General features: G+C 67.4%; 25 protein-coding genes and 1 pseudogene. 10 read left to right on the forward strand and 16 right to left on the reverse strand.

The window, feature by feature from the left end:
• The coding region (locus FV217_RS07335; protein WP_147816508.1) for a substrate binding domain-containing protein at positions 1–682 on the forward strand (682 nt) is incomplete at its 5' end.
• Between the two features lie 33 nt (positions 683–715).
• Here FV217_RS07335 and FV217_RS23345 read toward each other — a convergent pair.
• Positions 716–892: a hypothetical protein gene (locus FV217_RS23345; RefSeq protein WP_246682731.1), complete on the reverse strand. Its 177-nt coding sequence runs from the start codon at positions 890–892 to the stop codon at positions 716–718.
• A 252-nt stretch (positions 893–1,144) separates the two neighbouring features.
• On the opposite strand from FV217_RS23345, the pseudogene FV217_RS07345 reads away from it, so the two are divergent.
• Positions 1,145–1,905, forward strand: a pseudogene (locus FV217_RS07345) (ATP-binding protein); the annotation flags it as partial.
• A 237-nt stretch (positions 1,906–2,142) separates the two neighbouring features.
• On the opposite strand, the gene FV217_RS07350 reads toward FV217_RS07345, so the two are convergent.
• Together FV217_RS07350 and FV217_RS07355 are read right to left on the reverse strand one after the other, a co-directional pair.
• Positions 2,143–3,573: a DUF1254 domain-containing protein gene (locus FV217_RS07350; protein ID WP_187272463.1), complete on the reverse strand. Its 1,431-nt coding sequence runs from the start codon at positions 3,571–3,573 to the stop codon at positions 2,143–2,145.
• A 439-nt stretch (positions 3,574–4,012) separates the two neighbouring features.
• Positions 4,013–4,516 carry a Fur family transcriptional regulator gene (locus FV217_RS07355; protein ID WP_147816512.1) on the reverse strand — a complete coding sequence of 168 codons (504 nt, stop codon included), beginning with the start codon at positions 4,514–4,516 and terminating at the stop codon, positions 4,013–4,015.
• A gap of 250 nt (positions 4,517–4,766) precedes the next feature.
• Between FV217_RS07355 and FV217_RS22760 the strand changes: the two genes are divergently transcribed.
• Genes FV217_RS22760 through FV217_RS07365 form a run of 3 tightly spaced genes read left to right on the forward strand, consistent with a single transcriptional unit; the run spans position 4,767 to position 6,624 of the window.
• Positions 4,767–4,913 carry a hypothetical protein gene (locus FV217_RS22760; protein WP_187272464.1) on the forward strand — a complete coding sequence of 49 codons (147 nt, stop codon included), beginning with the start codon at positions 4,767–4,769 and terminating at the stop codon, positions 4,911–4,913.
• Positions 4,910–5,746, forward strand: coding sequence for an ABC transporter ATP-binding protein (locus FV217_RS07360; protein ID WP_147816514.1), 837 nt, complete (start codon positions 4,910–4,912; stop codon positions 5,744–5,746). The genes FV217_RS22760 and FV217_RS07360 overlap by 4 nt, the downstream gene beginning before the upstream one ends.
• Entirely contained in the window at positions 5,746–6,624 is an 879-nt protein-coding gene (locus FV217_RS07365) for a metal ABC transporter permease (protein WP_187272465.1), read from the forward strand. The genes FV217_RS07360 and FV217_RS07365 overlap by 1 nt, the downstream gene beginning before the upstream one ends.
• Positions 6,625–6,679: 55 nt before the next feature.
• Here FV217_RS07365 and FV217_RS07370 read toward each other — a convergent pair whose 3' ends face one another.
• Positions 6,680–7,285, reverse strand: coding sequence for an exopolysaccharide biosynthesis protein (locus FV217_RS07370; RefSeq protein ID WP_147816516.1), 606 nt, complete (start codon positions 7,283–7,285; stop codon positions 6,680–6,682).
• Between the two features lie 321 nt (positions 7,286–7,606).
• Here FV217_RS07370 and bcsS point away from each other — a divergent pair, with 321 nt between their 5' ends.
• On the forward strand, positions 7,607–8,356 hold the full coding sequence (gene bcsS / locus FV217_RS07375; RefSeq protein ID WP_238232388.1) for a cellulose biosynthesis protein BcsS: 750 nt from the start codon (positions 7,607–7,609) through the stop codon (positions 8,354–8,356).
• On the opposite strand, the gene FV217_RS07380 is transcribed toward bcsS, so the two are convergent.
• Together FV217_RS07380 and FV217_RS07385 are read right to left on the reverse strand one after the other, a co-directional pair.
• Positions 8,265–9,902 (reverse strand): cryptochrome/photolyase family protein, encoded by a 1,638-nt coding sequence (locus tag FV217_RS07380; RefSeq protein WP_147816518.1) that lies wholly within the window; start codon positions 9,900–9,902, stop codon positions 8,265–8,267. The genes bcsS and FV217_RS07380 overlap by 92 nt on opposite strands.
• A 5-nt stretch (positions 9,903–9,907) precedes the next feature.
• Entirely contained in the window at positions 9,908–10,642 is a 735-nt protein-coding gene (locus tag FV217_RS07385) for an SDR family oxidoreductase (RefSeq protein WP_147816520.1), read from the reverse strand.
• 129 nt (positions 10,643–10,771) lie between these two features.
• Here FV217_RS07385 and FV217_RS07390 point away from each other — a divergent pair, with 129 nt between their 5' ends.
• Together FV217_RS07390 and FV217_RS07395 are read left to right on the forward strand one after the other, a co-directional pair.
• A complete protein-coding gene (locus FV217_RS07390; protein WP_147816522.1) occupies positions 10,772–11,638 on the forward strand; it encodes a formyltransferase family protein in 867 nt (288 codons plus the stop codon).
• 3 nt (positions 11,639–11,641) lie between these two features.
• Positions 11,642–11,797 (forward strand): DUF2256 domain-containing protein, encoded by a 156-nt coding sequence (locus tag FV217_RS07395; protein WP_187272466.1) that lies wholly within the window; start codon positions 11,642–11,644, stop codon positions 11,795–11,797.
• Between the two features lie 128 nt (positions 11,798–11,925).
• Here the strand turns inward: FV217_RS07395 and FV217_RS07400 are convergent, their stop codons facing one another.
• From FV217_RS07400 to FV217_RS07410, 3 genes are read right to left on the reverse strand one after another with little or no spacing between them, the layout of a single operon-like run.
• Positions 11,926–12,516 (reverse strand): nucleotidyltransferase family protein, encoded by a 591-nt coding sequence (locus tag FV217_RS07400; protein ID WP_147816524.1) that lies wholly within the window; start codon positions 12,514–12,516, stop codon positions 11,926–11,928.
• Complete coding sequence (locus tag FV217_RS07405; protein ID WP_147816526.1) at positions 12,509–13,249, reverse strand: XdhC family protein; 741 nt, start codon at positions 13,247–13,249, stop codon at positions 12,509–12,511. Before FV217_RS07405 ends, FV217_RS07400 begins: the two co-directional genes overlap by 8 nt.
• 10 nt (positions 13,250–13,259) lie before the next feature.
• Positions 13,260–13,583, reverse strand: coding sequence for an XdhC family protein (locus FV217_RS07410; protein ID WP_147816528.1), 324 nt, complete (start codon positions 13,581–13,583; stop codon positions 13,260–13,262).
• A 207-nt stretch (positions 13,584–13,790) separates the two neighbouring features.
• Between FV217_RS07410 and FV217_RS07415 the strand changes: the two genes are divergently transcribed.
• Both FV217_RS07415 and infA read left to right on the forward strand, forming a co-directional pair.
• Entirely contained in the window at positions 13,791–14,918 is a 1,128-nt protein-coding gene (locus FV217_RS07415; protein ID WP_147816529.1) for a branched-chain amino acid ABC transporter substrate-binding protein, read from the forward strand.
• A gap of 235 nt (positions 14,919–15,153) precedes the next feature.
• Complete coding sequence (gene infA, locus FV217_RS07420) at positions 15,154–15,429, forward strand: translation initiation factor IF-1 (protein ID WP_147081632.1); 276 nt, start codon at positions 15,154–15,156, stop codon at positions 15,427–15,429.
• A 283-nt stretch (positions 15,430–15,712) separates the two neighbouring features.
• On the opposite strand, the gene parC is transcribed toward infA, so the two are convergent.
• From parC to fabZ, 7 genes are all read right to left on the reverse strand, one after another.
• Complete coding sequence (parC, locus tag FV217_RS07425) at positions 15,713–17,959, reverse strand: DNA topoisomerase IV subunit A (RefSeq protein ID WP_147816531.1); 2,247 nt, start codon at positions 17,957–17,959, stop codon at positions 15,713–15,715.
• A gap of 44 nt (positions 17,960–18,003) precedes the next feature.
• A complete protein-coding gene (recO, locus tag FV217_RS07430) occupies positions 18,004–18,729 on the reverse strand; it encodes a DNA repair protein RecO (protein ID WP_147816533.1) in 726 nt (241 codons plus the stop codon).
• A 51-nt stretch (positions 18,730–18,780) separates the two neighbouring features.
• A complete protein-coding gene (locus FV217_RS22765) occupies positions 18,781–18,927 on the reverse strand; it encodes a hypothetical protein (RefSeq protein WP_187272467.1) in 147 nt (48 codons plus the stop codon).
• 154 nt (positions 18,928–19,081) lie between these two features.
• A complete protein-coding gene (gene lpxB / locus FV217_RS07435) occupies positions 19,082–20,242 on the reverse strand; it encodes a lipid-A-disaccharide synthase (protein WP_147816535.1) in 1,161 nt (386 codons plus the stop codon).
• Positions 20,239–21,093: a UDP-2,3-diacylglucosamine diphosphatase LpxI gene (gene lpxI / locus FV217_RS07440; RefSeq protein ID WP_147816537.1), complete on the reverse strand. Its 855-nt coding sequence runs from the start codon at positions 21,091–21,093 to the stop codon at positions 20,239–20,241. Before lpxI ends, lpxB begins: the two co-directional genes overlap by 4 nt.
• A gap of 11 nt (positions 21,094–21,104) precedes the next feature.
• Positions 21,105–21,917, reverse strand: coding sequence for an acyl-ACP--UDP-N-acetylglucosamine O-acyltransferase (lpxA, locus tag FV217_RS07445; RefSeq protein ID WP_147816539.1), 813 nt, complete (start codon positions 21,915–21,917; stop codon positions 21,105–21,107).
• On the reverse strand, positions 21,914–22,384 hold the full coding sequence (gene fabZ / locus FV217_RS07450) for a 3-hydroxyacyl-ACP dehydratase FabZ (RefSeq protein ID WP_147816541.1): 471 nt from the start codon (positions 22,382–22,384) through the stop codon (positions 21,914–21,916). Before fabZ ends, lpxA begins: the two co-directional genes overlap by 4 nt.
• Positions 22,385–22,410 lie beyond the last annotated feature (26 nt).

The raw sequence follows: 22,410 nt of genomic DNA on the forward strand, positions 1-22,410 counted from the left end.
CGCGGAGGCCGAGGCCACCGCCTCGACGGCGGTGCCGCGCGGGCTGGTGCGGCTCGCGGCCCCGATGTCCTTCGGCCTGCTCCACGTGGCGCCGCTGCTGCCGGACCTCCTCGCCCGGCTTCCCGAAATCGCGATCGACCTGCATCTCAGCGACGCCCTGGTCGACCTCGTCGGCGGCGGCTTCGATATCGGCCTGCGCATCGCGGCGCTGGCCGATTCCTCGCTGCGCGCCCGGCGGCTCTGCGCGGTGAGCCGCTCGCTCGTGGCGACGCCGGCCTATCTCGACCGGCACGGGCGCCCGGAGCATCCGCGCGACCTCGCCGGCCAGTGCTGCCTCGGCTACGCCTACCTGCCCACGCCCGACCGCTGGCACTTCACCAGCCCCGACGGCACCGAGGCCGTGGTCGCACCGGCCGGGCCGCTGCGCGCCAACAACGCCGAGGCGCTGGCCCCTGCCCTGAGGGCCGGCCTCGGCCTCGCGGTGCAGCCCGATTTCATGATCTGGGACGACCTGCAGGCCGGCCGGCTCGAACGCGCGCTGCCGGACTGGTCCCTCCCCCCGATCGCCCTCCACCTCGTCACCCCGCCGGGCGAGCCGCGCCCGGCCCGCGTCACAGTGGTGATCGCGTTTCTGGCGGACGCGTTCTCCACGGCGCCGTGGTCGCGGCGGGCGGCGGCGTGACCGCCGCGCTGCTCACTCTCGCCAGGAAAACCGCTAAACGGGGCTATGCACGCCCGCGACCACCTCCGGGATATCGGTGACGGCGCCATCGATGTCGCCGTGGTCGTCACCGACCTGGACGGGGTGGTGACGGACTGGAACGCCACGGCGGAACGGATCTTCGGCGTGCGCCGCGAGGAGATCCTCGGCGAACATATCGAACGCCTGCACCGCCGAGGACCGGGCCGCCGACCGGACCGGCTACGAGATGCGTACGGCTCTCGCGGAGGGGCGGGCGAACGACGAGCGTTGGCACCTCCGGAAGGCCGGATTCCAGTTCTGGGCGTCGGGCGAGATGACGTCCCTGCGCGGCGAGGACGGAGCACCCGAGGGCTTCGTCAAGCTCGTTCGCGATTGCACCCACCAGCATGAGGCCGGCCTGCGCCTCCGGCGACCCAGGAGCGGTTCCAGACGCTGTTGGAGACGATCGAGACCGCGAACTCCCGGTTGGATCGGGCCGCCGCGATCAACACGACACCCCAGACGGCGAGTATCTCTCCCTCTGCGTGAGCGACACCGGCACGGGCATGCCGCCGGAGGTCGTCGCCCGCGTGTTCGAGCCCTTCTTCACGACGAAACCCACCGGCCAAGGCACGGGGCTGGGTTTGTGGATGATCCACGGCTTCGCGCAGCAAGCTGGCGGATAGGTGCGGGTCACCTCGGAGGTCGGCAACGGCACGACCGTGTGCCTGCACCTGCCGCGCCACCACGGCGAGGCCGACGGCGGCGACGTGGCGCTGACGCTCACGGAGGTCGCCCGCGCCGAGCAGGGCGAGACGGTGCTGATCGTCGACGACGAGCCCTCGGTGCGCATGCGCGTCACCGAGGTGCCGGAAGATCTCGGCTACACCGCCATCGAGGCGGCCGACAGCGTGGCGGGACTGAAGGTGATGCAATCGGACCTGCGCATCGACCTGCTGGTGACCGATGTCGGACTGCCGGGCGGCATGAACGGACGACAGATGGCGGAAGCCGCCGGCGTCGGCCGCCCCGGACTCAAGGTTCTGTTCATCACCGGCTACGCCGAGAACGCGATCCTCGGCCACGGGCACCTCGGGCCCGGCATGGAGGTGCTGACGAAGCCCTTCCCGATGGAGGCGCTCGTCTCCCGGATCAAGGATCTTATCACGTCAGGCTGGAGGGCTATCGTGATCCGGCTCTGCACACCGCGGCGCCGCTGGTGAATTTCGTTTCTGACGCATTGCCGTCGGAAACCGGCAGTGATCGCGCTTCTAGCGGACGCCCTGGTCGCGACGGCGTATTTTTCATGAACTCGGCGTGCAACGGATCTGACGATCAAGAGTCGGGCCAGACACCACGTGTACGTCCGTGTGCGGGTCGATGCGGCGATGATGCCAACCTCCGAATCACGCGATGTCGCGCTACATTGATGCAGAAAAGCGTCAGGCGGTTCGTGGATATCAGGTTTTGCGGACCATCGCCGGTGGCTTCCACGATCCCTTGAGCGCAGCATCCTTCGGCCAATAAAGTCGCATGACGACGTAGATGGGGCCATCCGGGGCAGGCAGCCAATTAGGTTCTTGGTCTTTGCCGGGCGAGTTCTTCTGAAGGTGGATCGTCAGAGACCCATCCGCATTTTTCGTCATGCCCGGCAGCATCGGAGAGTTGATAAGATAGCGGTTGATCGAGTTCTCGATGAGCAACTGTGTCTTGCCGTCGTACATGGTCACTGACCAAAACGCGTTCACAGGAGGCAGGTCGCCAGCCTGAAACGTCAACGTGTACTGGTTCGTGCTGGTGTCGGGCTTCCTACCGTCGCTGTCCGTCGCCAGTAGCGGATAGAGGGCCTCGACGGCGTCGTTCCCGTAGATGCCAGCGGCGGCGGCGGCGGCACGAAGCGCAAAATCCCCTCCGTAAGCCTCTCTGTCACCAAAGCCGTTTGTCGCAACGCGCCAGCCGTTCTCCTCGACGCCGAGGTTCCCGATCTTGGCCTTGATCGTCTCCAAGCCGTCCTTCATGCCCAGTCCGAACTCTGCCTTTCGTTCCGGTGGAAGGCTGGCCGCCTCGAAGGGCTTGCCCGCCCCGATGCCGATCCTCGCGAAGCGCTCGCGCATCGGTATCTCTACGGCGGCGGAGCCGACCGGTGGACAGAGCGTCAGGATGAAGTTGAGATAGGCGAAGGGATCCGCATGGGCCGAGGCCTTGTCGATCTTCGGCCAATCGATCGCCGGCGCGGCGGGGGGCGTCGGCTCGTTCAGGAAACGGGACAGGGTCATCGCCCGGTATCCGGCCTGGATCGCCTTCACGTTATCGATGTCCGCTGGGTCGAACATCTGCGTGCGGATAATGGCGAAGGAGAAGTCGGTCTCACTGGAGAACACGGCGCCGATGCCAGCGGGCTTCTCACCCTTCCAGGCGGGGCCGGTGACCATGTTGCAGGCCGCGCGATTGCCGGTGGTCCGGCTCCCCATGTACCCGTAGTTGAACGTGTACATGTCAACGAGTTGCACGGAAAAGTATCGTGCCGCTTCGATTTCGGGATTGCAGACGACGAGGGGCTCGCTTCGCAGATCCATCGCAACAAAGGAGTAAGGCGTGTCGCTGTTAGGTGTGACGATTGCCGTGTCCTGGGGGGTGTAGACCCGCGATGTGTTGTACAGTTGGTTCGGCGGGGCCTTGTATTGTGCTCCCGTCTTGTCGATGAAATATTCGTAGAACACCGCGTAATTCATGACCAGAGGGAAGCCATAGATGAAGGCTTCCTGTGCGATCTTGCTGGTTTCGATGGATGACACGGACTGCTGAGGGATGGCTAGAGTCGTCACCATTATGGCAGCCGCCATGCCCGTGACGCCCAACATGATCCGCGTGCGGTTCCAGGGACGTCTCATCGTTTCATCCTCGGTCAATGACGGCCTTGCGGACGCCTGTGATCAACAGATCACGAGTTAGAGCACGATAATGATCCATCTCCTAAGCGGATTTCGTTCATGGTTCGCACGTTTTAACAGCGCGTCATTCAGTTTTTGCGAGCGAGCAGCATTTGTGGATATTTGAGCGAGCGACCACTCATATCTGTGCATCTACGCCGCATCCGCTTCACGGGCGTTCCGTCCGAAACCGGATGGGCAAGTTCCCACCCAATTCGATCTTAGGTCGCCGCCCACCAAGTAGCCGGGAAGCAGACCTTCCCAGGGCCTGCTCAGGTTCGTAACCGGCTGTCAGCGGCCGGATCCAAAAACCAGATCTCCGCCACTCGGTCGCGAGCGACTGCTACAAACTGAGAGTAGTGAGACTACAGAACGTCTGCCCGCAAAACGATCGCAGCGCTCAATGTCCCGGCGGCCCACCCCGCTCCCGGCACGCCCCGCACTCCCCCTCGACTTCGATGATCCGGCTCGTCGGCGTGAAGCCGGCTTCGGCCACCGCGTGGTGGAGCTGGCTCTCGATGGCCGGAGAGGTCATCTCGTCGATGCCGCCGCAGCTGCGGCAGATCAGGAAGAGCAGGCCGTCGCGTTCGCCGTGGTCGTGGCCGCAGGAGACGAAGGCGTTGCGGCTGGCGATGCGGTGGACGAGGCCGTGCTCCGTGAGGAAATCGAGGGCGCGGTAGACCGAGACGGCAGCGACGCGCTTGCCCGATCCGCTCAGACGCTCGGCGATGTCGTAGGCGCCCATGGGCTTGGCCTGGCCCGCGACGGCGCCGAGCACATCGCGGCGCAGGCGCGTGAACTGGAGGTCGCGCTCGCGGCAGAGCCGCTCGGCGCGGTCGAGCACGCTCTCGTGGTCGGCATGCCCGCAGGGGGCGCCGGATGGCTCGGCGGCGTGGTCGTGCATCGTGGCGATCCTTCGCCTCCCTAAAGCGCTGTCCGACGCAATGGATGCCGGTCCATCGAAAGAAACGGCGTCCCGGCCGACACCCGCGCGCGTCCGGTCCAACGGGCTGCCGATTGAAAGCCGGCACTGTTACAGTGTATCAGCCGCCCCTGAGAGTAGGCGCTCGGCCGTTTTTCGGCAACGACGACCCCGGTCGCCACGACGCCGCTCCCACCGATTCCCTTTGAGACGGCCCTCGACCGGGATGCCCATGACCCGCCGTCCCGACAGCGTTTCCTCCGAGACCGTTCGCGATGCGGCCGGCTCGCTGTTCCGCGCCGGGATCGCCGTGCGGCTCGTCGCGGCGCTCGCGCTCTCGGCCGTGCTCTGGGCCGCGATCCTCTGGGCGAGCGCATGAGCGGCGGCATCCGCATCCGCGGCCTGACGCTCGGCTACGACCGGCACCCGGCGATCCACCATCTCGACGGCACCATCGCGCCCGGCGACCTGCTCGCGCTGGTGGGGCCGAACGGAGCCGGCAAGTCGACGCTGCTGAAGGGGCTCGTCGGCGAAGTGCGGGTACTCGAAGGGCGGATCGAGCGCGGGGCCGCGGCCGGCGCCATCGCCTACCTGCCGCAGGCCGCCGAGATCGACCGCGACTTCCCGCTCTCCGTGCTCGATCTCGTGGCCATGGGCCTGTGGCGGCGGCTCGGCGCCTGGCGCAGTCTTTTTCGGGGACGCGCCGAATGCGAGGCCGCGCTTGCGGCGGTTGGCCTCTCTGGCTTCGAGGACCGGCCGATCGGGACGCTCTCGGGCGGGCAGTTCCAGCGGGCGCTGTTCGCGCGGCTGATCGTGCAGGACGCGCCGGTGATCCTGCTCGACGAGCCATTCACGGGGATCGACGCCCGCACCGTCGGCGACCTGCTCGCGCTGATCCGCGGCTGGCACGGCCAGGGTCGGACCGTCGTCGCGGCACTTCACGATCTCGGGCAGGTCCGCGCGCATTTCTCGAAGACGCTGCTGCTTGCCCGCGAACCGATCGCCTGGGGTCCGACGGCGGTCGTTCTGACCCCGCCGAACCTCGAGCGAGCGCGCCACCTGTCAGAAGCCTGGGACGAGACCGCAGCGATCTGCCGGCGCGACCATGACGATCATGGCCACCACGATCACGCTGCCCATGCCGGCCATGGCGATCATCATGGCCATGATCATCCGGGGCATCACGGCGTGAAACGCGAGGCCGCGGAGTGATGGACGCCCTGATCAGTGGCCTCGTCGGCCCCTACGAATTCGGGTTCATGCGCCGGGCCCTGGTCGGCTGCCTCGCGCTGTCGCTCTCGGCGCCGCCCCTCGGCGTCTTCCTGATGCTGCGCCGCATGAGCCTGATGAGCGAAGCTATGAGCCACGCCATCCTGCCGGGCGCCGCCGCCGGCTTCCTCGTCGCCGGATTGTCGCTGCCCGCCATGACCTTGGGCGGCCTCGTAGCCGGCCTCGCGGTGGCGCTTCTGGCCGGATTCGTGACCCGCTCGACCATGCTCAAGGAGGATGCGAGCCTCGCCGCCTTCTACCTGATCGCGCTGGCCGGCGGGGTCTTCCTGGTGTCGCTCAGGGGCTCGCAGGTCGACCTCCTGCACATCCTGTTCGGCAGCGTGCTGGCGCTGGACGACCCAGCCCTCTGGCTGATGGGCGGCGTCTCGACAGTGACGCTTCTCGCCCTCGCCGTGCTGTATCGCCCCCTGGTGATGGAGTGCGTCGACCCGCTCTATCTCCGCACCGTCAGCCGCGCCGGAGGGCCGGTCCACTACGCCTTCCTCGCCCTCGTGGTGATGAACCTCGTCGGCGGGTTCCAGGCGTTGGGCACGCTGCTCGCGGTCGGCTTGATGCTGCTCCCGGCGATCACCGCCCGCTTCTGGGCGAGCGACCTGTCGGGGCTGATTCCGGTGTCGATGCTGGTCTCGGTGATCGCGAGCGCGATCGGTCTCACGGTCTCATACAACGCCGAGATCCGGCTTCCGACCGGACCTGCGATCGTGCTGGCGGCGGGCGCGCTCTATATCCTGTCGATGCTGGTCGGGCCGCGCGGCGGGTTGCTGCAGCGCCTCGTCCGCCGACGGCATCTCGAAGCCTGATCAGAACAGCCGGCTCTTCGCCCAAGCGCTTGAGAAGCATCGCGGAATTCCGCGCTCAGTTCATCAGATGTGCAAGTCCGGGGATGTAGCCCGACGCCCAGGCGAGCGCGCTCATGATGCTGGCGAACAAGGTGTAGACGAAGCCGATCGAGATCCCGACGCCGATCCCGCCGAAGACCAGCCCGATCAGCACCACAATCCCGTCCCGCTCCACCAGCCCGAGGCCGATCAGCGAGATTGCGAGCCCGAGCGGGATCTGCCCGAAGAACGGCGGCGCAACGATCAGCGCCAGCGACAACGCCAGCAGCGTCACGCCCATGCCCCGCATGCCGAGCGCGGAATCGAACACGCTCATGCGTGGCTGCGACCAGCGTTCCAGCCGCTGCAGCAGGGGCACCGCCCGCGTTACCGCTTTCTCGACGGTCGCGCGCGCGATCGAGGCATTGAGGATTTTTTTCGGAAGCCAGGGGGCTGCCATGCCGGCCGTGATCTGCACTGCGACGAGCAGTAGCAGCAGCCCACAGACCAGTGGGATCGGCGGCGGCATCGGCAGGCAATTGGGTAGGCCGAGCAGAACCACGAGCAGCGCGAAGGCACGGTCCTGCAGCACGGCAACGATGTCGCCGACCGAGAGCCGTTCCCCCTCCTGGCTCGCGAGCACGGTGAGGACGTCAGAAGTTCGTGCGCCGGAGGACAAAAGGGCTCGGCCCTGAGCTTTGCGTTTCCGGCGGGGCTCTAGCCTACCCCGGCGATTCCGCCAAGCGAGCGGGGTCGAACCGAGCCTGGCCAAGGAGTCCGCCTGTGCGGGCGGTCTCCAGGTTGCAAAAACTTACAAATTCTCAATTTCAAGTTTTCTTCAAGCCAGAATGTGCCATTAATGCAGCTGAATTTCAATCAATACTGACATTCACAGCTTTATACGGGTGCTAGTCTGTTTTTCACATCGCGATCGATTATCGTCCTTGCCGGGAGCGATGCGCACGTGTGGAACGACCCTATCCGTCGAACGCGGGGAAGACGAGGCTATGTCGCCGTACTCGGCGGCCTGAGCCTGTTTTCCTTTGCGGCGCCGAGTGCTGCCAAGGACGAGGCCGTCAACGCCGTCCTGTTCGGCAGCATGGATACCGGGACCTCACTCTTCACCAGCGGTGGCTTCAAGGCTGCGCCCGATCGGGTCGACCGCGAGGGTTTTGCGGTGCTGGCCGTCGTCGGCGCGGGTGCGCGGCGAGAGCAGGCACCGGCTGCAGTCAACGGGACACTTCCGACGCTGGTACGCATCACGGGTCTCGCAGCGCTGCTCGGCGGCTATCAGTTCTTCTTCGATTGGGGCGTGCTCGGCCTCTTCGCCGGGCCGGAGGGATCGGTGGAAACCCTGGTGGGGAACGGGAGCTTCGGTGCCATCGAGACGCGGTTCGGTGCACGGCTCCAAGGCGAGGTCTGGGCCCGGCCGAGCGAGAATACGCTCACCACGGTCACGCTCGTCATGGGCTCGGCACGCTGGGATGCCTATGGCCGCGTCTCTGCCGGTTATCGTGTCCTCGGCGCCTATCTCGGACCGGAAGCCGCCGCCTACGCCGACCGCACCGGCTATGGACGGTTCAGCCTCGGCCTGCACGCCACTGATTTCGGCTTCGGCGACTTCAAGTTTCGCGTGTCGGGCGGCTACTCTTACGAGCGCGAGACGGAGCGGATGGGCCCTTACCTGTCGGTGGCGGGTTGGGTGCCGCTCTGACCGTTTCGGCACTGTCGGGAGCAGACCGCAGCGAAGCCAGGAACCGGTCGGCATCCGCAGTCACCTCGGCGCGGCGCTCTTCGCTCATGCGGCCCAGCGTCCGGTACGGCATCGCCATGCGCGGATTCTTGTCGAGGCGATCGGCATTGCGGATCAGGAAATCCCAGTAGAGGTAATTGAACGGACAGGCCTTTTCGCCGGTCTTCGCCTTCACGTCGTAAGCGCAGGAGCCGCAATAATCCGACATCCGGTCGATATAGGCGCCGGAGGCCGCATAGGGCTTCGAGCCCATCACGCCGCCATCGGCCCACAGCACCATGCCGTGGACGTTGGGCAGCTCGACCCATTCGTAGGCGTCGGCGTAGACGATCAGGTACCATTCCTCGACCTGCCGCGGTTCGATCCCGGCGAGTAGCGCGAAGTTGCCGAGCACCATCAGGCGCTGGATGTGGTGGGCGTAGGCGTGGTCGCGCGTCTCCGAGATGCACTGGTGCAGGCAATTCATCTCCGTCTCGGCCGACCAGTAGAACCAGGGGAGGTCGCGCCCGGCCCCGAGGGCGTTGGTCTCGGCGTAGCCCGGCATCCGGGTCCAGTAGAGGCCGCGCACGTATTCCCGCCAGCCGAGGATCTGGCGAATGAAGCCTTCGACGGCGTTTAGCGGCGCCTTGCCATCGCGAAACGCGCGCTCGGCTGCCCGGCAGACCTCTTCGGCCGTGAGCAGGCCCGCATTGAGCGGAGGCGAGATCAGCGCGTGATAGAGAAACGGTGCACCCTGGCGCATCGCATCCTGGTAATCGCCGAAGGTGGGCATGCAAGCGGTGATGAAGTGCTTCAGCGCCGCCAGCGCGTCCTTGCGCGTGACCGGCCACCTGAAACCGTCGAGTGTGCCGAAATGATCGCCGAATTCCCTGGCGACCAGAGCCATACACTCCTGGGTGACCGCATCCGGCGGGAAGCCGGTGCGATCGGGCGCCGCGAGATCCCTCGGCAGGCGCTTGCGGTTCTCGGAATCGAAGTTCCACTGCCCACCCTCGGGCTCTTTGCCGTCCATCAGCCAGCCCGTGCGGCGGCGCATCTCGCGGTAGAAGGTCTCCATCCGCAGCGCCTTGCGATCCCCGGCCCAGGCCTCGAAGGCGGTGCGCGAGCACAGGAAGCGGTTGTCCTCGCGGATCTCGACGGACGGCGACAGATCCTCGCGCCAGTTCTGCATCATCTCCCAGACGCGCCACTCGCCGGGCTCGGTCACGACGACTTTTTCGGAGTTGTGCCGTCCGATCGCGCGTTCCAGTTCACCGGTGAACGAGCCGGTGTTGTCGCCGTCGTCAAGGCGCACGTAATCGACCGTAATCCCCTCGGCTTCGAGCTCGGCCGCAAAATGGCGCATGGCCGAAAACACGAAAACGATCTTCTGCTGGTGGTGGCGAGCGTAAGTCGCCTCCTCCCGCACCTCGACCATGAGGACGACATCAGTGTCCGGATCGAGATCGGTCAGCGAGGCGATGCGCCGATGCAGTTGGTCGCCCAGCACGAAGCGCAGCGTCTTCACCCGGCTCAGCCCTTGGTGCGAAGCTGCGAGCGGCCGCCGTCGACGCCGATGATCTGCCCGGTCATGTAGGCAGCCTCCGCGCTCACGAGGAAGCTCGCCAGCGCCGCGACGTCCTCCGCCGTTCCGAGGCGCTGCAGGGCGTGCATCGCGGCGATGCCGGAGGCGAGCGTCTCGTTGCGGGTGATGCCTTCGGCTAGCGGGGTGCGCGTCAGAGACGGGGCGACCACGTTGATGCGGATTTTAGGGGCGAGTTCGGCTGCGAGGGAGAGGGCCAGCCCCTCGACCGCACCCTTGGCCATCGCCACCGAGGCGTGGTGGGCGAAACCCTGCGCGACGGCAACGGTGGAGAACAGCACGACGCCCGCGCCGGCTTCGCCCGCGCCGGCCTTGAGCGCCCGAGCCGCGGACTGGACCGCGAGAAAGGCCCCGAGCGCATTGATGCGGAAATCGTCGATCGCCGTTTCGGCCGTGACCTTCGGCAGCGGCGCAAGGTTGATGGTGCCCACCGCGTAGACGAGACCGCCGAGCCGATCGCCGGCCTCTTCGGCCACGCGCGCGAACAGGTTCGGGTCGGTGACATTGCCGGCGGTGAAACCGGTCTCGCCAAGTTCCGCGACCGCTGCTTCGAGTCGTCCGGCATCACGAGCCACCAGATGGAGCGGGTAGCCGCGTGTCCGAAGCATGCGGGCCGTGGCGAGGCCGATACCGCCGGTTCCGCCGTAGATGACGACCCGTTCCATCGCTACTGCTCCATGCGAGACTCGAACGTGCGTCCCTGCCGACTAGCTATGGCGGAGCGTTTCGCGGGGGAGTTGCCCGCCCGGGATATCCCAGCGCGTAACGTCGCAGCCGGCACGACAGGAACCAGGATGAAGTTCGCGTTTGCCGGTATCGACTTCCTCGGGAGCGTATTCGACGGGCTGGTCGAGGCCGGCTGGGAGCCGATCAAGCTGTTCACCCGGCCCTGCGACGGCATCTACGACTTCAACGACACCGTGGTGGCCCAGGCGCGCGCACGAAGGATTCCGATCCAGCTCTCGCGGCTCAAGCCGGAGGACATCATCGCGCTGCATCAGGCCCATGGCCGCGATTGGGCGCTGGTGGTGGCCGGCTACCCCTGGCGGGTGACCGGCTGGCAGGGCCGCCTGCGCCACGCCATCAACTTCCACCCCTCGCCCCTGCCGACGGGACGCGGGCCTTATCCGCTCTTCAAGGCCATCTACGATTCCTACGAGAGCTGGGGCGTCACCGCCCACGTGCTGGCCGAGGACGGGTTCGACACCGGCGACATCCTCGCCCAGGACATCTTTTCCGTCGATCCCCGCGAAACGCACGAGACCTTGTTGAGCAAGTGCCGCATGGCCGCCCAGCGGCTAGCCTCGGGGCCGATCGCGAAGGACATCGCCGGCCGCTGGCGCAGCCCCGAGCCGCAGGGCGACGGCTCCTACTGGCCGCGGGTGACGGATGCCGACCGCACCCTCGACTTCCGCCAGGACGTCGCGGACGTGCTCCGCCGCATCCGGGCCTTCGGCGCGATCGAGGCCATCGCCCGGCTCGGCGACGCCCGCGTCTACGTCGCTTCGGCGGAGGGCTGGACCGAACCGCACCGCCATACGCCCGGCGCGATCGTCCACCGCTACCGCCGCCACACGGTCATCGCCGCCCGCGACGGCTACGTGCAGCTCGACCGCTGGAGCCCGATCCCCCTGTCAGAGGCCGGCAAGGTCGGGCGCTGAACCATGGCCCGGATGCGAAGCAAGGCCGACCTGCCCCAGAAGATCTGCGCCCAATGCGGGCGACCTTTCGCGTGGCGAAAGAAGTGGGAGCGGGTCTGGGACGAAGTTCGCTATTGTTCGGATCGCTGCCGGTCGGATGCGAAACGCGCAAGAGGCTGAGCTACGACGATCGTTCAGACAACAGCCCCGTCGTTGCGAGCGCAGCGAAGCAATCCAGGGCCAACGCTCCAACGTCGCGGGTGTGGCGCTGGATTTCTTCGCTGCGCTCGCAATGACGGCAGAACGGTTTATCTTCCCGCGAGAGCCGCAGGCGTATCGACGTCGAAAGCGACGGCCTCGTCCATTGCCACCTCGATCACGTCGTCGCGACCGGCCAGCAATGGACCGGCACCGCGATCACCGGAGAGGTTCCTAAGCGCTTCCGCGAGCTTCCCGAGGTCAAGCAGGACCGGATTTCCGCGTCGACCGTCGCTGACGGGAACGACGGCGCTCGGACGTTGCCGGACGTCACGATAGGCTGCGATGAGCCCATCGAGATGATCCGCCGTGATCCGCGGCATGTCGGCGAGCAGGATCAAGGCCGCCTCGACCGCGTCCGGCATCGCAGCGAGGCCGGCACGAAGCGAAGTCGAAAGCCCCTCCGCATGGTGCGGGTTCTCGACAAACCGCAGGTCGAGCCCTTCGAGCGCTGCGCCGACCGCACTGGAATGCGCGCCCAGCACGACGACGATCGGGTGGGCCGAGGACGCCAGGGCCGCCTTCGCCACGTGTCGGACCAAGGGCTCGCCGTCGAGCAGCGCGAGCAGCTTCGGCTCCGGGCCGAACCGCGTACCACGCCCGGCCGCGAGGATCACCGCGCCGACGCGCGGGTCAGGCATCGATGTCGTGGCGCATGCAGTCGGCCGGCTTGCCGGCGGTGCGGCCCTTGATGCGGTCGCGGCGGAGCGTCGCCACCACCTCGGCGAGGATCGAGACGGCGATCTCGGCCGGCGTGATGGCACCGATGTCGAGGCCGATCGGGCCGTGGATCCGCGCAGTCGCCTCGGGGCTGAGGCCTGCGTCGCCCAGGCGCTCGAGCCGCCTTGCGTGCGACTTCCGCGAGCCCAGCGCCCCCACATAGAAGCAATCCGCCTTCAGCGCCGCGATCAGCGACGGGTCGTCGATCTTGGGGTCGTGGGTCAGCGCCGCCAGCGCCGTGTAGCGGTCGAGCGTGCCGATCTGCGCGAAGGCGTCGTCCGGCCATTCCGCCAGCAAGGTGACGTCCGGGAACCGCTCCGGCGTGGCGAAGGCGGTGCGCGGGTCGATCACCGTCACGTCGAGTTCGAGCGCCGCCGCCATTGGACAGAGTGCTTGGGAAATGTGGACCGCGCCGATCACCAGCAGGCGTACCGGCGGGACCTGTACGGTGAGAAACAGCGAACGACCCTCGACCTCGACGAGGCCGCTCTTGCCGCTCAGCAGACGCTCGCGAAACGTCTCGGCCAGCGGATCCGTGGCGAACTCCGCCTCGCGCACGAGGCGCTGGCTGCCGTCGGCGGTGTCGGTCACGAGGATCGCCGGCCGGCGGGCCTCGCGTTCGGCATTGAGGGCGGCGAGACTATCGAGCTTCATCGCGAAAAACTCAGTCGATCCGCTCGACGAAGACGCGGATGCGTCCGCCACAGGAAAGCCCGGCCCGCCAGGCCGTCTCGTCGGCGACGCCGAATTCGAGGACGCGGGCACGGCCGTCCGCGATTACGTCGAGGCTCTCGGCGATGACGTCGCCCTCGACGCAACCACCCGAGACCGAGCCCAGAAAGTTGCCGTCGCTCTCGATCACGAGGTGGCTGCCGACCGGGCGTGGAGCCGAGCCCCAGGTCTCGATCACCGTGGCGAGGGCGACGCCGCGCCCGGCACGCCGCCAGGTCTCGGCCTCGCGCAGAATGGTCTGGTCGGTCGCGAGCATCGTTGTGGGATTCTCTCCGTCGGGCGCCGGTCCGCGATGAAGCGACGCCTCTCGATGAGGTAGGCGGCCGTCGCCGTTTCGCAATGCGGTATCGAACGATGCTTCCGGCCTCGGCGGGCAGGCGCTATCACGATGGCAAGACAAACGGCGCGCCAGAACAAACAGCGCGCCAAGACAGACGGCGCGGGCTGGGAGGCAGGGCGGATCATGAGACGGCCTCTTGCGCTCGCGTCCCTGGCCCTTCTGCTGTCGATGGGCATCGCGCAGGCAGCACCCCCACCCCTGAGGATCGGTCTTGCGGCGCCGCTGACCGGGCCGGATGCCGGCTTCGGCCAGGGCATGCAGGCAGGAGCCGAGCAGGCCATCGCCGACATCAACCGGGGCGGCGGCGTCAACGGGCAGAAACTGCAACTGGTCGTCCAGGACGACGCCGGCGATCCGAAGCAGGGCGCGGTGGTCGCGAAGACGTTCGCCGCGGACGGCGTGATGCTCGTCATCGGCCACTTGAACTCCGGGGTCAGCGCAGTTGCGCTGCCGATCTACGAGGAGGCCGGCATCATCGCGGTCACGCCGGGTGCGACCTGGGCACCGCTCACCGCGCGCGGCGCCTGGAACCTGTTTCGCCTCTGCGGCAGCGACGCACAGCAGGGGCAGGTCGCCGGAGACTGGCTGGCGGAGCGCTATCCCGGCAAGCCCGTCGCCATCATCAATGACAAGTCGAGCTTCGGTCGCGGCCTCGCCGACGAGGTCGCCCGCGTGCTGAAGACGCGCGGGGGCCGCGAGGCGCTGTTCGAGGGCATCTCCCGGGGCGACAGGGAGTTCTCGGGGCTCGTCGCACGGATGAAGGGGGCGAAGGTCGACGCGGTCTATTTTGGCGGCGCCTCCACCGAGGCGGCGTTTCTCGTGCGGGCTTTGAGGGATGCGGGCTTCAACGGCCGTTTCGTCGGCAGCGACGGCATCCTCGACAAGGATTTCGAGAAGCTGGCCGGTTCCGGCGCCGAGGGCACCGTGATGACGCTGGCGCCGGAGCCGCGAAAGCTCCCCGAGAGCAAGGACCGCAAGGCCACCCCACTTCGCTCGCCGGAGGCCGAGATGTTCGCGGCGCGCACCTACGCGGCCGTCGAGGTGCTGAAGGGCGGCATCGAAGCGGCGAAATCGACGGAGGCGCGCCGCGTCGCCGACAGCCTCCATTCCGGCAAGCCTCTGCGCACGCTGATCGGCGAGGTTGCCTTCGACGCCAAGGGTGATCTCGCGAAGCCGCCCTATGGTCTCGTCGTCTGGCGCAGGACGCCGGACGGCCGCATCGACTATGCCGGCAACGCGGTTTCGCCCTGAGACGCCGGCCCGATGCGCATCGGCGGCGCGGTTTCACGGCTTCCCGGTCGATAAGTCGCTGCGCATCCCCTGTGCATGGTTGCGCACGGGATGCGCGAATATTAGATCAGCAGCACGCTCGACCCGGTTGCGCCTCCACGGATCGGACCCGCACGGTACAGCGTTTTGCTTGGCAATGATCGACTTGAGGTAGCCGACGCGCCCCGTGATGGCGTTCCGGCCGGAGACAGGGTGCATGGCGAAAGAAGAATTGATGCAGTTCGACGGTCTCGTGATCGAGATCCTCCCGGACGCGCGGTACCGCGTACAGCTCGACCAGGGACACGAGATCGTGGCCTACACGGCGGGCAAGATGAAGAAGAACCGCATCAAGACCTTGGCCGGCGACCGCGTCACCGTCGAGATGTCACCCTACGATCTTGAGAAGGGTCGCCTCGTGTTCCGTCACAAGGACGAGCGCGCCTCCGGTCCGCGTCCGCCCCAGCGCGGCCAGCAGTTCCGCCGCCGCTGATCGACGCCCTTCGTTTCGGCCCTCATGGCCGAAAGTTAGAATTGACGAACGGCGGACACCGCTGATGATCGCGCCCACGCGGCGGCCTCCCCCGGATCCATCCGGGGCCGAGCCAAGAACCGCGATGGGAGGGCGCCTTCGCGACACGCTTCGCCGGCCGGCTCGCGGCTTTCCTCGTCGCCCTTCACGTCTCGACCGCACCGGGCCTCACGGCGCCGGTCGGTGACGCGCGTCTGCTCGCTGCGGTGGGGGTATTCGGGCTGCCGGATTGGGCAGCCCCCTCCTACTTCCCGAACCGCTCGAACCGCGGAAAGCTTCGCGTCATCAGCGTGCCGACCTCGGCACGGTGGCCGAGCCACTTCTCCAGCACCTGGGCGTTGGCGAGCCGTGTCGCACCGGTGGCATCGCGCCATGGCAGACCCTCGCTGAGCGAGAAGACGCAGCCGTCGCTGAGGACGCTCTGGCGGCAACGTTGCATGCGGACGCCCTTGCCGCGGACGAATTCGGCGAGTTCACTGATCGGGAACACCAGCATCAGCCTCTCGGTGTTGCAGACCGCGACGTGATCGCCCTCAGCCTGCACCAGGAAGGCAGCCTTGGCGTCGTCGTCGAGGCCCAAAATACCCTTGCCCTTGCGGGTATTGGCGATGAGCGCATCGGCCGGCGCGACGAAGCCGCGGCCGTCGCTGCCGGCGATGAGCAGCCGGCTCTCGGGCTTGTAGGGCAAGGCCGCGACGATCTCGGTGCCGTCGTCGAGGTCGACCATCAGCCGGATCGGATCGCCGAAGCCGCGACCGCCCGGCAGCTTCGAGGCCTCCAGGGTGAAAACCTTGCCGTTCGACGTGAGCACGAGGACTTTCGACGTCGTCTCGGCCTGGAACGAGACCTTGAGGCTGTCGTCGCCCTTGAACGCGACGCTCGACAGGTCGGCGACGTGGCCCTTGAGCGCCCGGATCCAACCCTTCTGCGAGACGATCACCGTCACCGGCTCGCGCTCGACCATCACTTGGTTGAAGTCGATGCCGGCAGTGTCCGGCGGATTCTCGAGCGTCGTGCGCCTCTTGCCGAGCTTGGTCTCCGGCCCGAACGCCTTCTTCACCGCACGGATCTGCTTGGTGATGTCGCTCCACTGGAGCTTCTCGGAGCCGAGCAGTTCCTCGATTCCCTCCTTCTCCTTGGTCAGGCCCTCGAATTCGCGTTTCAGCTCCATCTCTTCGAGCTTGCGCAACGAGCGCAGCCGCGTGTCGAGGATGGCGTTGGCCTGGAGTTCGGTGAGTTCGAAGCGCTTCTGCAGCGCCGGCCGCGGCTCGTCCTCCTCGCGGATGATGCGGATGACCTCGTCGAGGTCGAGATAGACGATGAGCAGGCCACCGAGGATCTCGAGGCGCCGCTCGATCTGCGCGAGGCGGTGGCGCGAGCGCCGCTGCAGCACGACGCGGCGGTGGTCGACCCATTCGCGCAGGCATTCGGCCAGCCCGATCACGCGGGGCACGAGGCCGCCGACGAGGACGTTGAGGTTCAGCGGAATGCGCGCTTCGAGCTCGGTGATCCGAAATAGCGATTCCATCAGCAGGACCGGGTCGACGCTGCGCGAGCGCGGCTCCAGCACGACGCGGACGTCCTCCGCAGACTCATCGCGGACGTCGGCGAGCAGCGGCAGCTTCTTCTCCTGAAGAAGCTCGGCCATCTTCTCGATGAGCCGCGACTTCGGGATGCCGTAGGGGATCTCGGTGACGACGATGTTCCAGGTGCCGCGGCCGAGGTCCTCCTTCGCCCAGCGCGCGCGGACACGGAATCCGCCGCGGCCGGTGCGGTAGGCCTCGCGGATCGATTCCGCGCTGTCGATCAGGATGCCGCCGGTGGGGAAATCCGGCCCCTGCACGAAGGTGCAGAGCTGCTCAGAGGAGGCCTCACGGTTCTGGATCAGATAGAGCGCGGCGTCGCAGAGTTCGGCCGCATTGTGCGGCGGGATCGACGTCGCCATGCCGACGGCGATGCCTTGGCTACCGTTGGCCAGGAGGTTCGGGAAGGCCGCCGGAAGGACGACCGGCTCGTCCTTCTCGCCGTTGTAGGAGGGGCGAAAATCGACGGTGTCCTCGTCGATCCCGTCGAGGAGCAGGCGGGCGACCTCGGTCAGCCGGGCTTCGGTGTAACGGTAGGCGGCCGGCCCATCGCCATCGATGTTTCCGAAATTGCCCTGCCCGTCGACCAGCGGATAGCGCTGGGCGAAGTCCTGGCTCAGCCGCACCAGTGCATCGTAGATCGCCTGGTCGCCGTGCGGATGGAAATCGCCCATCACGTCGCCGACGATCTTTGCGCATTTCTTGAACGCGGTGTTCGGATCGAGTCTGAGCAGCCGCATGCCGTAGAGGATGCGGCGGTGGACCGGCTTCAGCCCGTCGCGGGCATCGGGCAGCGCCCGGTGCATGATCGTGGAGAGCGCATAGGCGTAGTAGCGGTCCTCCAGCGCCGATTTCAGCTCGACGCTCTGGATGCCGTCATCGCTCGGCGGCTCGAAAGCCTCGCCCATCACTTAACCCCAATCGACGCTTCGTTTGGAACATAACACGAACATCAGGCCGTTGGCTCAGTGCCGGCGGCAATGAATCGCGCACGCTCCTCCGGGGACTGCAACCCGCGCGGTTCCCAGATGTGCTGGTTCAGGAAGTAGCCGGTCAAGCCGAACCCGTCCGCGACGTCCCGCTCGTCCGGTACGCCAGAGCGGTCGCGCAGGAAAGCCGGCAGCTTCAGAAGCCGGTCGCGATAGGGCTCGCCGGCCGAGGCGCTGACGGCCCGCCCGCTCTTCGGCGACACGTAGACGAGTTGGTCGTTGCCGCCCGACGCCGCGCAGGCGCTGAGGTCGAGGCCGAAGCCGAGTTCGGCCAGTAGCGCGAGTTCGAATCGGACCATCAGCGCCGGCGCGATGCCATGGTCGCCGAGATGCTCCACAAGCACCTGCGCCGCATCGTAGAGCCCGACATGCGGGTCGCGCTCGGGCAGGAGCCGCAGCAGCGCCGCCAGATGGCCGATGCCGTAGAGCGCGAGCGCCGACCCCATCAGTCGCGAGGCGACCAGGCGCGTCGGCTCGACGGTGTAGGCACCGAGAGACTCGTCGAGCCGCGCCCGCCACGTGGCGTGGAGCGTGTTGCCGGGCTGAAGCATCGGCTGCTTGCGGCGCGAGCGTCCGCCATGCACGAGGCCGAGATGGCGCCCGTGCCCCGCCGTCATCAGTTCGAGGATGACGCCCGTCTCGCCGTGCTTGCGCAGGCCGAGCACGAGACCGTCGTCGGTCCATTGCATGGGCCAGAGGCTTAGGGCCGTCTGCGACAAAAGCCGAGGGGAAGGTTCGCCTCAAACCATGCTGCGTTTGAGCGCGATCACGGTGCGGGCACCTGCGCCATGCTCCGCGTCCGGATTACGCAGCTCACGGATGCCGGGCGCGCGCCCGACCATTACGAACGCCACCAGCGTCAACACCAGACAAACCTTGTACCGCATGGCCCTGTTTCGCTCGTTCCAAGCGCCGCGGTATAGGCTTGGCCATACGGGCTGAACTTGCGTTGGCGCACACGGGCCGAAGGATCGGGACGACCCTTCGCGGCATGATGATCGAAACGTGAAGACCGGGTGCCGGGGTTCGCGTCCGGCGGCATCAAACGGCGCGGCGCGCACCGAGCACGATACGCGCGGCGGCGCGGCTCGGCTCGTCTCCTCCGGGAAGGCTCATGCGGTCGTCGATTCGGGCCAGGGCATCGAGTTGCTTCACGCGCTCCGCCCCGCCCGTCACCAATGGCGACAGCGTGTCCGCGAGGCGCTGCGGCGTACACTCGGCCTGAACGAACTCCGGCATGGCATTTTCGGCGAGAATGAGGTTCGGCAGCACGATGGTCGGCACCTGGATCAGCCGGCGGGCGATCACCTCCTCGGCCCGCGAGACCTTGTAGCCGACGACCATTGGCACGCCAGCGAGCGCCAGTTCGAGCGTTACCGTGCCCGAGGCGGCGAGCGCGGCGCGCGCGCGCCGGAACGCCGCGTGCTTGGCCGCCTCACCGTGAACGATTCGCACCGGCACGTCCCAGGCCAGCACGAGGCGTTCGATCAGGGCGCGATGGCGGGTCACCGCCGGCAGCGCCACGTCGATCCGTCCGATTCGCGCAGCGACGCGCGCGAGGGCCTGCCCGAACACCGGCATCAGCCGCTCGATCTCGGAGCGGCGGGAACCCGGCAGGACGATGATCAACGGTGGATCGGCAGCGCGGGCACGCTGCTCCTCGAGATTCGGGCGGAGCGCATCGAGCCGTTCGATTAGGGGATGGCCGACATAGGTGCAGGCCGGGCCGCCGAGACGCTCGTGCGCTGCCGGCTCGAACGGCAGCAGCGCCAGCACGTGGTCGATGAAGGGGCGCATGCCCTTGGCCCGCCAAGGCCGCCAGGCCCAGACGCTCGGCGAGACGTAGTCGACGATCGGCAGGTCCGGCAGGCGCTTGCGGACACGTGTCGCGACGGCGTGGGTGAAGCCCGGGCTGTCGATGATGACGAGCACGTCGGGCCGGCTCGCGACCACCGCGTCCACCGTCTCGCGGATGCGGCGCAACAGCGAGCGCAGACGATAGAGCACGGGCAGGTAGCCCATCACCGCCACGTCATCGATCGAAAAGAGCGAGGTCAGCCCCTCGGCGATCATCGCCTCGCCGCCGACGCCCTGAAGAGTGAGCGTGTCCGGCGACAGGTCGCGTAGCGCCCGCATCAGCTTGGCACCGAGCTGATCGCCCGAATCCTCGCCCGCAACGAGCCAGATTTTCCGGTGCATCAGGGCGCCACGTCGAGCCCGACGAGAAACAGGCCGAGGCGGTCGGCCTCGGCGACGGTCTTCGCCTCGTCGATGACCAGGGTGTGACCGGCGCCGATGGCGAGCCCGGCGCAGCCGGCATCGGCGGCGTTGCGGACGGTACGCGGACCGATCGCCGGCAGGTCGATGCGCAGGTCCTGGCCCCGCTTCGGCAGCTTGACGAGCACGGTGCCATCGGGAGCCGAACCACGCCCGAACGGCTTACGGCCGATGGCGCGCGCCCGCTTCAGCATGCGATCGGTGCCCTCGGGGCCTTCGACGGCGATGACGCGCTGGGCCACCACCACCGCCGCCTGTCCGACGTCGTACGGTGCGAGCGCGTTCAGCATCCGCTCACCGGTACCGATCGAGACCTGCGCCGCCGCATCGGGCGCGTATTGCCCCAGTTGCCCTTCCCTGCCGAGCAGATCCGGCGCGACCTCGTTGACGCCGACGACGCGATGTCCGTCTGCTTCCAGCAGGCCGATCACGCCACGCAGCAACCGGTCGTCACCGCCCGTGATCTGCCGAAGGAGATCGCGGTTGCGAAGAGCATGCGACGCGTTGAGGAGGGCGGCGGGGCTCGGCCGTGAGACGCCCCCGGCCGGCAAGACGCCGGACGGCATCCATTCGTTCAGGATCCGCAAGAGGCCGGGGATGTCCAGAAGATCGATGGTGGCCGAGGCCCGGGCCCGCATCGACCGCTCGGTGAAGCCGCGCAGGGCAAGGACACGAAACGGCCGGCCGGACCGCTCCAGCGAATCCGCAACGAGTTCCGGCAGGCGGCCGGCACCGGCCACCAGCGCGAGCGAACCCGGTTCTACGCGCGCGTTCATCGCCGTGGCCTTCAGATCGCCTGCGCCGTGCCGCGCGGCGTACAGATCGAGCGCTTGCTGCCCTCACGGATGAAGGCGAGAATCTCCTGGACGGCGGGATGCGAGTCGAACTCGGCAGCCGCGTCCTCGACCCTCTCCATCAGCGTCCCTTCCGGCGCGAACAGCTGCCGGTAGGCGCGGCGCAGCGCGTGGATGTCGTCCCGCGAAAAGCCGCGGCGCTGCAGGCCGATGATGTTGAGGCCGGATAGGTAGGCCCGGTTGCCGAGCACCATGCCGTAGGGAATGCAGTCGTTCTCCAGCGCCGCACAGCCGCCGACGAAGCCGTGGTTGCCGATCCGCGCGAACTGGATCACGCCGGCGCCGCCGCCGAGGATGGCGTAGTTGCCCACCGTGCAATGGCCGGCGAGCATGACGTTGTTGGAAAAGATGACGTTGTCGCCGACCCGGCAATCGTGGCCGACATGGCTGTTGGCGAGGAAGGCGCAGGCATTGCCCACCGTCGTCTCCATGCCGCCGCCGGCCGTGCCGGGATTCATGGTGACGCCCTCGCGGATCATGCAATCGGCACCGATCGACAGGGTCGAGGCCTCGCCGCGATACTTCAGGTCCTGCGGCGCATGGCCGAGCGAGGCGAAGGGATAGATCTTGGTGCGCGAGCCGATCGTGGTGTGACCGGCAACCACGACGTGGCTGAGGAGCTCGCAGCCCTCACCAAGCACCACTTGCGGGCCGACATGGCAGAACGGGCCGATCGTCACCCCGTCGCCGATCTGCGCGCCGTCCTCGACGACGGAACTCGGGTGGATCGTGGCGGCGGCGCTCATTCCGCCACCAGCATGGCGCCGATCTCGGCCTGCGCGACCAGGAAGCCGTCGACGCGGGCCTCCCCGCGGAACCACCACATCGTCCGCTTCCGGGTGATCTTCTTCATGTGGAACCTCACCTGATCGCCAGGGACGACGGGCTTGCGGAACTTGCACTTGTCGATGGTCATGAAGAAGACCTGCTTCGACTTCACGTCGTCCGTCTTGGCGATGTGCCGGCAGCAGATGGCACCGGCCGTCTGTGCCATGGCCTCGATTAGCAGGACGCCGGGGAAGATCGGCTGGCCCGGGAAGTGTCCGGTGAATTGCGGCTCGTTGACGGTGACGTTCTTGATGCCGATGCAGCTGTCGTCGCCGTCGATCTCGATGATCTTGTCGATCATCAGGAACGGGTATCGGTGAGGCAGGTACTGCATCACCTTCTGGATGTCGGCCGAACCGAGTTCTTTTGCCGTCGCCTCGGTCATCGACACTCCATCCCGCTCGCACGCTT

Origin of the sequence: Methylobacterium sp. WL9, from assembly GCF_008040035.1 — a bacterium.
Classification (GTDB): Bacteria; Pseudomonadota; Alphaproteobacteria; order Rhizobiales; family Beijerinckiaceae; genus Methylobacterium; species Methylobacterium thuringiense.